We start from the raw sequence: 11,214 nt of genomic DNA, 5'->3' as shown, positions 1-11,214 counted from the left end.
CCCCGAAATCCGGCGCACCCAGGTCGGGCAAATCTCGAAGCCGCAAGTCGTCGAAACGGCGAAGCCCCCTAATCGATGTCGCCCGTTTGCATGGCGCTCGACGGGTCGATGCGCCCCGCGCGCGCCAAAGGCCACGCCACAGCCGCCAGCCCGATGAGCGCATAGAGCGCCACCACAGCCAGCGCCGTCAGCGCTACCGCGCCCAGCCCGGGCGCCACGTAGGGAAACGACCCCGCCCCGGCCAGCATGCCAGGCACCGCCAGGTATAAAAGCGCGCCCAGCGCCAAGCCCGCCGCCGCGCCGCCGCCCACCAAAACGGCCGCCTCGCCCGCGATGAGGCGCGACACCTCGCGCCGCGACGCACCCAAGGCCCGGTACAGCGCCAGCTCCGCACGGCGGTCCCACGCCAGGCTGAAAAACCGCGCGAACAGCTGGAACAGCGTGGCCGCCACCAACAGCGCCGCCGCGCCGGCCATGATGGAGAACAGGGCACCCATCTGCCCGGCCGCCTCCTCCACCGCGCCCGACGCCTCGATGACGGCGACACCCTCCAAAGCCGCCAGCTCGGCCGCCACCTCGTCGCGCTGCCCCTCGGCCGTCTCCACCAAAATGCACGAGATCAGCCCGTCGGGGCTGCCGTGCTCGTCCCACAGATACGCCAGCTCCTCGGTGTCTTTGACGAAGGCACGCACCTGGTCCATGTCCATGAGAACCGATCCGTCCATGTCGGTGCCCGTGGCGTCCAGCACCGCGGCCACCTCCACGTTGCGGCCCAGCACCGTGCCGCCGTCCGCGAAGTCGTCGGCCAGGTTGCAGCCCACCACCACCTCGCCCACCTCCAAGCCGCCGTCCGTCTGCCGGTCGGCCCAGGGGGCCACCACCCAGTCGGTCGCCGCGTCGTAGCCGATGAGCCGCGCGGGTTCGGTGGCAGAGCAACAGCTGGCGTCCAGAGTTTGCCCGTAGAACTGCGCGGTGGTGCGCTCCACGCCTCCCACGGCCGCCACCCGCGCCTCCATGGCGGCGTCCATGTACATGTTGGCGGGAGCGCCGCTGAACAGCAGGGCGTTTTGATCGAGGCTCACCGCCGCATCGGCGGGCACCACCACTATGTCGGCCCCCAAGCGCTCTCGGCTGGCGCCCAGCCCGCCTTGCACGCCCTGGAACGACAGCGCCAGCGCAAACACCACCGCCGCCGACAGCGCCACCGAAAGCAGCGTGGCCGCCGATTGCGTCTTGCGCATGCGTATGGCATGCTTGATGAGGGTGAGCATGCTAGATACCCCGCTTCGGCAACGTGGCGCGCCGCGGATCGGCGAGGGCGATCAGGACCGCGCACGCAAGCGCGCCCGCCGCCGCCAACGCAGTGCAGAGAAGCGCCGTCTCATGGCAGTGCATGGACGTGTCGCCGCACAGCCCCATCAGCCCCGTTCGCATGAGCGCGAGCGCCGCCGCATGCGCCGCAAGACCGACCGCTGCCAGCCAGCGGCGGCCCATCTTGCACTTCACGAACACAAGCCCCAACGTGCCGAAGGCCCCCAGCGCCTCGACAAGGCACACCGCGACGAACGTGTAGTGGCACTTCATGGGCACGCACGCGCCCGCCGCCGTCTCGACGCACGCCGCGCAACCGCTTGAAACGCCCGCTGCCAACGCGGCGGCAGCCGCCAGCGTCGTCGCCACAAGGGACATGGCTCTCCACGCTGTTGCAGTCATGGTCGCCCCTTTCTTCGCAAAGGACGCGCCGCCTGCCGGCGCGTCCCGGCCAAACCGTCTATTCCTTCCTGTTCGCACGGCGCTCCCACAGCCGCGCGGCCGCTTTGCGCGCCGCCCGCGCGACCCTGCGGACGGCAAGCGCCGCAAGGGCCGCCACCGCCGCAAGAACCGCAAGCGCCCCGACCACCTTCGCCACGTCGAGCGGTCCAAGGGGCGCCACCTCCACCGTCGCGGAGGCGCTTGCTCCCCGGTGATGGGGAAGCTCGGCGCTCACCACGGCCTCGGTGGAACCCGTGCCGAGCGCCACCAGGTACGGCGTGCCGAGCACCTCCACCAGCGCCACCACGCCCTCGGCGTCGCACGAAAGCGAGAACGAAGGCCGCGCCTCGCGCACGCCGTTGCACGCGCACGCGCCCCACGCGTCCACCGCCCCGCACAAGCATGGGTCCTGCCCGCACATCTCCAACATGCCGCAGGGAACGCCCACCTCGATGGAGGCGGGATCGGTGGAAGCCGGAAGCGCCACCACGTCCACGCGCGCAAGCTCTATGCGCTCGGGCAGCTCAAGCGACAAAGCGGGATCCTCCTCCCCGCCCGCCGCAAGCGCCCGGGTCGGCGCGCCCGCCGCAAGCGCGCCGACCGCCGCAAGCGCGATCACCGTGCGGAGAAGGGCCACCCTACGCGCGGGCGCCATCGCCGTCTCGCGCCTCGTCGGCCCCGGAGGCGACTTCGAAAGCCTCGTCGTCCTCGAGGGCGCTCGTTTCGGGAGCCTCGTCGTCGACCGCCGCCTCGCCGGCCTCGGAAGCGTCCCCGCCGGACGTCTCCCCGTCCTCGGAACGCTCGGCCTCGCCCGCCTCGTCCTCGGCACCGGCGTCTGCGGCCCCGGCCTCGCCCGCGCCTTCCTCCTCCGACGCGGCCGCCGCCCGACGCCTGCGCGCCACCAGCACGCCCGCTGCCACAGCCGCCGCAACCGCCAGCGCCGCGGCTCCGGCGATCAGATACGGCGCGCCGTCCTGCGCATGCACGTCGACCTGCGACGCGTCCACCTCGCCTGCCGCATCGTCCGCACCGGCCGCACCGTCCTCGTCCGCCTCGTCCTCCGGAAGCCCCAACGCCGCCAGGTCCTCGTCGGAAAGCGCCCACGTGGAGCAGTGGTCGATGGAGAACACGGCGTAACCGTCCTTCGCCTCCACGCCCTCCTGCTCAAGCCGGAAGCGCTTCGCATCCTCGTCGTAGCGATACAGGCCCAGCACCGCGCCGTCCTCGTACACGCCGGAGGTGCGCACGTACACCTCGGCCGGACCGGGCAGATCGCCGGTGTGCGCGAAGTCCATGACAATGGATTTGCCCACGTCGGCCAGCAATTCGGCCACGTCGCCCGAACCCTTCTCGGTCACGCTCACCGCAGGGTCCACGTTCAGGTCGTCCTCGTCGGACAGGTCGGCGCCCTTGAACGTCCAGCTGATGGCCGGCGACTCCAGCGTGCCGCCGCTCCAGAACGTGCAGGTGCCCTCGGTGCCCTTGATCTTGGCCAGCTCCTCGGCGGCGGCCGCGGTGTCGGTGGCCTCCACCACGATCACCTTCGCGCCGTTTTCGGCCTCCATCTCCACCACCGTGCGCTGCTCGCCGCCGCCCGACGACGCGGCCGCCGCGGCCGCCGCCGTGGCCGACGCGCCTGCGGCCGACACGCTCACGCCGCCCGAGCCGCCCGAGCCCGAACCCGAGCCCGAACCCCCTCCGACATTGCCGGAGGGAGCGACGTAGTACCCGCCAGAGGCTCCGCCGCCCGACGGCGCCCCGCCGCCCGAAGAGCCGCCGCCCGAGCCGCTGCCGCCCGACGCGCCGCCGCCCGACGGCGCGGCGCTGACCGGGTCGCTCACGTTCACGGTCATGGTGGTGGAGCCTTCCCGGTGCTTGGACAGCGACGAGTACACCGTGAGGGTGCACGTGCCTGCCGAATAGGCCTGCACGCTCAGCACGCCGCCGCTCACCGTGGCGCGCGCCACCGACGGATTGGAAGACGACACCGAAAGCGTCGTGTACGCCGTGATGTATGACGTGCCCGCGCACTGGCACCATCCCGCCGCGTTCAGGCAGCCGCCCACCTCGCCCCACGGCGTGGTCAGGTTGCCGCACGCCTGCGGGCACTCCGCCATGCCGCAGCCGGGAAGCTGCTGCTCGCTCCACATGTCAACCGACACCGACACCGTGCCGGTCTGCCCGCTTGTCAGCGACAGCGAGCCCGCGCCCAGATACACCCCCACGGGATCCTTGGCGAAGTAGGCGAACGCCTGCGCGGGAAAGCACAGCGCGCACGCCGTCGCCAGCGCCAGCGCCGCCGTGATCGCCGCGCGCATCCGTTTGTCAAAAGCCCTCGTCAACCTCATTGATCCTCTCCCTTCTCGGCATCGGGCGCCTCCTGGGCGCCCTCCGCCTCGCCATCGTCCGCCCTATCGGCGCAATCGCCCTCCGCCGCGCCGTCGGCCTTCCGCGCTTCGCCGGCATCGGCGCCCGCAGGCGCCTCCTGGACATCGGCGGCGCCTGCGGCCGCGCGGCGCTTGCGCGACGCCGCAGTACCCACCGCAATGGCGCCGACGGCGACCGCCGCAGCACCCGCAGCAATCGGCGCCACCGGGAAGTCCTCCGCCGCAGCCTCGGCGCCGTCGGGCGCGACCTGCGCGGGGGCGGCGCCGTCCTCCGCAGCGCCCTCCCCTTCGGCCAGCGGCCCGGCCAGCCCGTCGTCGTTCGCCAGCACCCACACCGACCCGTGGTCTATCCGGAACGTCGCGTAGCCCTCCGACACCTCCACGCCCTCCTGCACCAGCACGAGCGACCCGGCGTCCTCGTCGTAGAAGTACAGCGTCAAGCGCTCCCCGTTGTCGAACACGTCCGACACACGGTAGGCGAAGCTGGCCGGACACGGTTAGGCGCCCTCCTGCGCGAAGTCGAGCGCGCGGTACGTCGCGCCCTCAAGCGCCCGCGCCAGCTCCCCGCGCTCCTCCGTCACATCCTCCACGCCCAAATCGGCGTCGGTTACGGCCTCGGGCGCCAGGTCGGCTCCGGCGAACGACCACATATAGCGCGCCTCCTCGACGGAGTCCCCCTCCCAGAAGCACACCGTGCTCTTTGTGCCGGCCACTGCGGCAAGCTCCTCCGCCACCGAGCCCTCCCCCAGGCGCACAAGCGACACGCTGCCCTCCTCGATGGCCTGCGCGCCCTGCTCCACCTGGACGGGGTTCCCGCCGGCCACCAGGGCGGACAGCACCTGTCCCGTAGACGATCCAGCGGTCACGCCCGCGTCGCTCACCGACACGCTGCCCGCCACCGCACCGCCTGATCCCGAACCCGAGCCGGCGCCCGCAGCCGTGCCGCCGTCGTGCCAGTACGTCGCGCCACCGTCCTGAGCCGCACCGCCCGAGGCCGCGCCCCCCGAGGGCGCGTCCCCGCCCGAAGCGGCGCCGCCGGCCGCTCCGCCCGAAGGCGCCGACGCAACAGGCTCCGTCACCGTCACCTGCATGGTGCCCGTCCCCGTGGTCCACAGGCGCAGGCTCCCGTACACCGTGATGGTGCAGGTGCCCGCCTGGTAGGCGTCCACGTGCAGCACGCCGTTCGCGTACGTGGCCCGCGCCACCGACGGGTTGGACGACGACGCCGACGCCGTGGAGTAGTAGGTGCTGTACGCCGTGCCGAAGCAGGTGCACTGCCCGGCGGCGTTCAAGCACCCGCCCGAAGCGAAGTCGCAGCCGCTTGGGCAGTAGTCGGTGGTGCAGTTGGGCGTCTGCTGGTGCGAGTAGGGGTCGATCGTGCAGCTCACCGAGGTGGAGCCGCCCGCCGTCACCTGCACCGACCCCGGCAGGTACACCTTCACCGTGCCGAAGTTCACCGCCGCCTCGGCGCGCGGGGGCGCGCCGAGAAGCCCCGCCGCCAGCACGACGGCCGCCAGCGCCGCCGCTGCGCGAGAAAACCCCCGCCGCACGCGGAGGCCCCTTGCCGTTGCCATGTCCATGTTCGTCCCTTCCCTGTTCGGTGGATTGCGTGCGTCGCCTCGCTCGCCATCCGGCAACCGGATGCGCCCGGACGCGCCGCCCGGCGCAGCGGGCTCCCGGATGGCGGAGGCCGCAGGGCCGCAGGAGGCCGAAGCCTCCCACGGCCCTAAGCGGGCCGGAGGCGGGCCCGCGCAAAGGCCCGCCTCGTCCCAAAAGGCCCTAACGCCTCGTCCGCCTGCGAACGGCCGTCGCCGCTGCGGTCGCAGCCCCCAGGGCAAGGGCCGCCACGGTGGCCAGCGGCCCCGTGGGCGAGCCGTCGCCCGTCTGGGACAGGGCCGCGCCCTGCTGGGCCGCCTGCGTGGTCGCGTAGCCCGCCTGCTGCGCCGTCGCGCCCTGCTGGTAGGCTCCCTGCTGGTACGGGCCGTACTGCTGCTGGTTCTGCTGGTTCTGCTGGTTCTGTTGGTACTGGTTTTGCTGCTGGTCGTCGCCCTGCTGGCCGCCCGAAGCACCCGGATCCACCACCTTGAAGGAGATGGTCTGCGTGCCGAACACGCTCTTGCCGTCGCCTGTCACCGTCACGGTGTAGGCGCCGGGCTCCACGATGGAATCCACCACGTTGCCCGCGGCGTCGCGGTAGACGATGCTTTGGCAGTCGGAGGCGTCCAGCATGCGCGGCGCCACGCCGTCGCGGTCGGTGAACGTGACCTTGATCTGCGGCTCAAGCGCCTGCCCGGTGTACACCAGGTCGGCCACGGCCACGTTGTTGTAGCCCGTCACCTCGTAGCCGAACAGCGCCAGCGCCTCGTCTGCGGCGAAGTCCTCCAGCACCACGAAGGGCACGAAGGTGTTGTCGGAAACCTCGCACCATTCGAGCAGCTTGTTGTTGGAGTACGCCAAGCCGTAGAAGTTGATGCCGGAAAGCGACTTCACCTCCGGCTGACCGGCAATGCCCATGCCCCAGGCGCAGAACGAGGGGTAGGTCTTGGAGGTCCACCCCAGCGACGAGTCGCCCGTCTGCCCCTCGCTGATCACGAAGCTGATGTCGGGGCTGAAGCAGTACACGTCCCTAAGCGACGTGCAGCCCATGAACGCGCCCTCCATCACGGTGCGGACCTGCTTGGGAATGACCACTTCCTCAAGCTTGTTCAGGCCCATGAACGTGTAGGGCGGAATGTAGTGGTTGCCGTAGAGCGACAGATCGACCTCGGCCACGCTGCTCCAGGAGGTTTTGGCCACGAAGTCGGCCTCGGGCCGGCCTATCGTGGTGGCCGGGGTGGTGGTGAAGATGGCGCCCGTGCTCCACGTGTCGTCGGAGTCCTTCGACCACGATTCCTCGGGCACGCCCAGCCACAGGTTGGGGCCGAGCGTGAACTTGATCAGAGCCGGCGTGTTGTTGAACGCGCCCGATTCGATGTCGGTCACGCTGCTCGGCAGCGCGACGTTGGCAAGCGACGAGCAACCGCCAAACGATTCGCGCCCGATGGTCTTCAGCCCGTCGGGCAAGGTGAGCGCCGCCAACGACGTGCAGTTGCGGAACGCGTAGTTGCCGATAGCCTCCAGAGTGGAGGGCAGCTTGACCGAGGAGAGCGCCGTGCAGCCGTCGAACAGGTTGCTGCGAAGCGAGGTCAGCTTCGTGTTGGACAGGTCGATGGAGGCGAGCTTCGTGCAACCCTGGAACTGCCCGCCATTGCTGCCGGCGTCCACCAAAGACACACCGCTCGGCAAAACGACGGAGGCCAGAGACGCGCAGTCTCTGAACGCGCCGCCCCCCAGCGTGACGCCCGCCATGCCCGACAGGTCGACGGAGGCAAGACCGGTGTTCTGAAACGCCAGCTCCCCGATGCTCTTGACGCCGCCCTGCGGCCACACGACCTCGGCAAGCGCCGTGCAATCCTTGAAGAACCTATCCGGGATAGCGCCCAGCGAGGCTGCGGAAAGGTCAACCTTCTTTAGCTTGGAACAGCCGCTGAACAGACCCGTCGCGGAAGTTGCATCCACGGAGGCGGGCACGGTGTACTCGGTGAGCCCCGTCCCGGCAAACGCGCTAGCGCCAAGCGAGGAGAGCTTGGGAAGACTGATCTCGCTAAGCGACGAGCAGCCGTTGAACGTCGAGCCCGGAACGTCCGCCACGTTGGGGAAGCTCACGCTTTTCAGCGACGAGCAGCCATAAAACGCCGACCCCCCCCCAGGGATTCAACCGCAGGAAGGTCCACGTTCGCAAGCGCCGTGCAGCCCGAGAACGCGGAGGATCCCACCGTCTTCACGTCCGCACCCGAAATGGACGTGAGCGTGGTGCAGCCCTCGAACGCGCCGTCCGCGATCTCCGTGCACCCTTCCTTCACCGTGTACTCTCCGCCGGCGAACGCCTTGGTGACGGAGATGAGCGTGGTGCCGTCCTTGCTGTACAGGATGCCGTCCGCATCGGCCGGGACCACCTCGGTCTGCAGCACGACCTCCTCCTGGCCCTGCGCGTTCGTCCGGCACAGCTGCCCGTAGTTCGCGCTGTCCACGTCGTCGTTGACGTAGAGCACGGAATTGCCCTCGGCCACCGTGATGGACTCGAACTTGCCCTTGAAGTTCGCGAACGAATCGGCCGATATCTCCGTCAGGCTGGCGGGAATGCTCAGCGTCGTATAGGACGACCCGTAAAACGCGTTGCCGCCCACCGTCTTCACCCCTTCGGGGATGACGATGTCGCCCTCTTTCTGCGTGGACTGCACCAGCACGGTCTTGCCCCTGTCGCCCCACATCACGTTGTACGCCTCGCCCACCTCGTACAACCCCGACTTGTCATCGATGGTGAATGCGCTGATGTCGGTCAGAAACGCGCCGGGAGCGATAGTGGTAAGCGATGACGGCAAAGAGACAGTCAGCTGAGGGTGGTACGCATCGTAGTAAGTGAGGTTGGGCATGAAGCCGGCAGGAATGCTCGTCACGCCCTCCCGAACCGCAGCCGAAGCCGACGACCCCGTAGAGGAACCATAGTTAAAATCTGCCCATATCTTGCTGAAGTTATTTTTCCCCGAACCTTGAAGTCCAGAGGGCAGTTGCGCGAACTCAAGGGAAACCGGAAGCCAGGAATTGTAATCGTACCATTCGACAGCTATCAGCGTACCGGCAACCTGGTAAGCCATCCAATCGGAAGCACTGTAGCCGTTGGGAGGGGTAATCCAATCCGGAAGATCTTCGAAGTCATTCCCCCAGTAGTAAGGCGTATACACCATTTCGCCAGACAGGTCTATATCCACCGCGCGACTCTGAGCGCCATCCGTATACGACGCAAGCGCGCCGGAGTCCGAGCCCGAAGCAGAACCGGCTTCGCTTTGCGCTGGCGAGCGCTCCACCGCGCTCGTGCCGCTTGCACTTGCCGTTTCCTCCGATGCGGGTTCGCTCACCAGCTCCGAAGAAAACGCATCCCCCTCGTCGAACCTTTCAGAGACATTTCCCCCAGAAAGCGCCTGGCTACCGGAAGATTCCACGGAAACGCTTTCCGACTCGTGATTCGCATCGTCGGCGTAGGCAACGGGAGCGCAGGAAAACGCCAAAGCGGCAGAAAGGGCTACCGAACTTGCTGCCCGACAGCCCTTTTTGGTTGGCCGCACCATGGCACCTCCTCCTTTCGTATGAACAAACGAAAGGAGGGGTACCGCATCCAGTCAGACACAGCACCCCTCCTCGACTGACGGTGCCCGCCGCGCGCCGCACGGCGGGCGCATTGTTCTCGCTCAGCGGCGAGAAAGCCGGATCATGAGTTCTTGTGAGCGAGACGACCAGGTTCGATCATCCCGAGCGAAGCATGCTTGCGCTAGTAATCTTCGCCCTCGACCCATTCGTCCTCATAGATCTCGCCGACGGACTTCTCGTAACGGTTCAGGTAATCGCTATCGTACACGTAAACCTTGATGGTGCCGGCAAGACCCGCCGACAATTTGGTAATGCTGAACTGACCATTGCCCTCGTCAACGAAGGTGTAGTTCGGATTCAGCGGATTGCCATTTCCGTCCACCGTGGCTGCGACGATGGCCGCCGCGTAATCAGCGGTCGTCTGCGACATGAAGCTGTGCGAGTGGATGGTGATGCCTCCGTTGCTGAACGTACCCGTCCCCTCGAAGATAGCGGTTTCGTTACCGTTAATGTTGTCGGTGATCAGGATGTGGTTCATGCTGCGAGCCTGGGCGCGATCCGTCACCTCGAACGTTGCGGTTTTGCCCGTAACGCCAACCTTCCCGACCGCAATCCCGCTGCCCACGATCGTCTCCGAGTCGGCGTTGCCCATGGCGGCGGCGATGGTGGCGTTGTCGGCGGCATCGGCCTTCACCAGGAACTCGGAGCTGTAGTTAGCCGTCATTCCCTTGGTGTTGGGGCCGATGGTGAACGTCACCGTGTTGCCGTTGATGGCCACGTTGTACACGTCGCGAGCGTACGTGTCCGCGTCGCCCTCGTCGGCGATGGTGCGTCCGGCGATAGTGATGTTGTCCTGCAGGTAGCTCTCCATCGCCCCAGCCTCAACGCCAGACACGCTGGAGCCGAACACGATGGTCGTGTTGATGGTCTGGGCCTCGAGTTCGTACGTGGGATCGTACGCCTTCGCCGTGATCTTGGCGTTGGCGTTGTACGGCACGTCGCTCGCGTACGCGGGGGTGGTGGCCAAAGACAGCGTCAACGCCGCCGCAGCCGCAACCGCCAGGCCAACGATGGGAGCGAACCTGCTCTTGGTCATGCTGATCTGCATACCTTCTCCTTCCGTATCCTCTGCACGCAAAGCGCATGAACGGCCGCCCCTTTCCTCCGCCGGCATGCTTCGGCAAAGCGCCGGCCGGCTTTCCTTGGCCAAAGGAACCTCAAGCCGCTCGGCGTTCGGCAGGCGGACTCTTTTCCTGCCTGGATGACGGAGACGCTTCCGACGGACATTCTGCGGGGCCGGGCCCTGCGGTGCCTGAGCCTGCGGGACCCCGCAACGTCTCGCAGGTGCGCGCAAGAGGCCTTCCGGCCCGTGCAGCACGCTGCGCACGGGGAAGCGAACCGTTATCCTCGTGGGTGGATAATAGGGATGAAATCGAGTTTGTCAACCTGTACCTAGGTACAGGTAACACCCTCTGAACAGGCATTTCTTAGTTATGGATTTTCGAGAAAAAAAATTTTTGCCTTTTTCGGCCTCCAGCGGCCGCAAGAAAGCGCGCGAATCCCCTCCGTCCGCACGCATGCCGCACCCCGCAAGCCCCCGTCATTCGCCCGTCCCCGCCCGCCCCGTCATCCCCGTCATCCGCCAGCAAGCAAGCACAAGCACTCGCACCCACGGCCAAAAAAGGTGGCGTCTGGAGGCGCGCTGTGGTACCATGCGAACCAAGCGGTGCCCCGCCGATCCGGGCAGCATCGTGATAGGTCTAAACCCCGCAGCCCGTCAAAGCCAGCGGGGTTTTCCCTTTCTTACGCTGCTGTTCGCCACCTCCTTCCTGCCGGCGTTGCCGACGCGTCCGCTACTTGCGGCGCTGGCTTATGCCGACGATTCCCAGAA

10 protein-coding genes are annotated in these 11,214 nt (G+C 67.8%); 1 reads left to right on the top strand and 9 read right to left on the bottom strand.

All coding sequences use genetic code 11. The features are described from left to right. Nucleotides 1–68: 68 nt before the first annotated feature. The 9 genes from ACWKY3_RS00755 to ACWKY3_RS00715 all read right to left on the bottom strand — a co-directional run bounded on the left by ACWKY3_RS00755 (nt 69) and on the right by ACWKY3_RS00715 (nt 10,431). Entirely contained in the window at nt 69–1,241 is a 1,173-nt protein-coding gene (locus ACWKY3_RS00755; protein WP_449314514.1) for an FtsX-like permease family protein, read from the bottom strand. A 31-nt stretch (nt 1,242–1,272) separates the two neighbouring features. Continuing rightward, complete coding sequence (locus ACWKY3_RS00750) at nt 1,273–1,713, bottom strand: DUF4418 family protein (RefSeq protein WP_449314513.1); 441 nt, start codon at nt 1,711–1,713, stop codon at nt 1,273–1,275. Nucleotides 1,714–1,771: 58 nt separating this feature from the next. Beyond that, nucleotides 1,772–2,389 (bottom strand): hypothetical protein, encoded by a 618-nt coding sequence (locus tag ACWKY3_RS00745; RefSeq protein WP_449314512.1) that lies wholly within the window; start codon nt 2,387–2,389, stop codon nt 1,772–1,774. Between the two features lies 1 nt (nt 2,390). Continuing rightward, nucleotides 2,391–4,100, bottom strand: a complete 1,710-nt coding sequence (locus tag ACWKY3_RS00740; protein WP_449314511.1) for a hypothetical protein — start codon at nt 4,098–4,100, stop codon at nt 2,391–2,393. Next, complete coding sequence (locus ACWKY3_RS00735; RefSeq protein ID WP_449314510.1) at nt 4,097–4,600, bottom strand: hypothetical protein; 504 nt, start codon at nt 4,598–4,600, stop codon at nt 4,097–4,099. The genes ACWKY3_RS00740 and ACWKY3_RS00735 overlap by 4 nt, the downstream gene beginning before the upstream one ends. 36 nt (nt 4,601–4,636) lie before the next feature. Next, on the bottom strand, nt 4,637–5,719 hold the full coding sequence (locus tag ACWKY3_RS00730) for a hypothetical protein (protein ID WP_449314509.1): 1,083 nt from the start codon (nt 5,717–5,719) through the stop codon (nt 4,637–4,639). 199 nt (nt 5,720–5,918) lie between these two features. After that, nucleotides 5,919–7,829 (bottom strand): leucine-rich repeat protein, encoded by a 1,911-nt coding sequence (locus ACWKY3_RS00725; RefSeq protein WP_449314508.1) that lies wholly within the window; start codon nt 7,827–7,829, stop codon nt 5,919–5,921. A 20-nt stretch (nt 7,830–7,849) separates the two neighbouring features. Next, a complete protein-coding gene (locus ACWKY3_RS00720; RefSeq protein ID WP_449314507.1) occupies nt 7,850–9,178 on the bottom strand; it encodes a leucine-rich repeat protein in 1,329 nt (442 codons plus the stop codon). Nucleotides 9,179–9,504: 326 nt separating this feature from the next. Beyond that, entirely contained in the window at nt 9,505–10,431 is a 927-nt protein-coding gene (locus ACWKY3_RS00715) for a hypothetical protein (protein WP_449314506.1), read from the bottom strand. Nucleotides 10,432–10,816: 385 nt separating this feature from the next. Here ACWKY3_RS00715 and ACWKY3_RS00710 point away from each other — a divergent pair. Then, a partial coding sequence (locus ACWKY3_RS00710; RefSeq protein ID WP_449314505.1) for a hypothetical protein occupies nt 10,817–11,214 on the top strand: 398 nt, incomplete at its 3' end.

The sequence above is a fragment of the Rubneribacter sp. genome (assembly GCF_965361815.1).
This window is presented reverse-complemented; position numbering and strand designations above follow the sequence as displayed.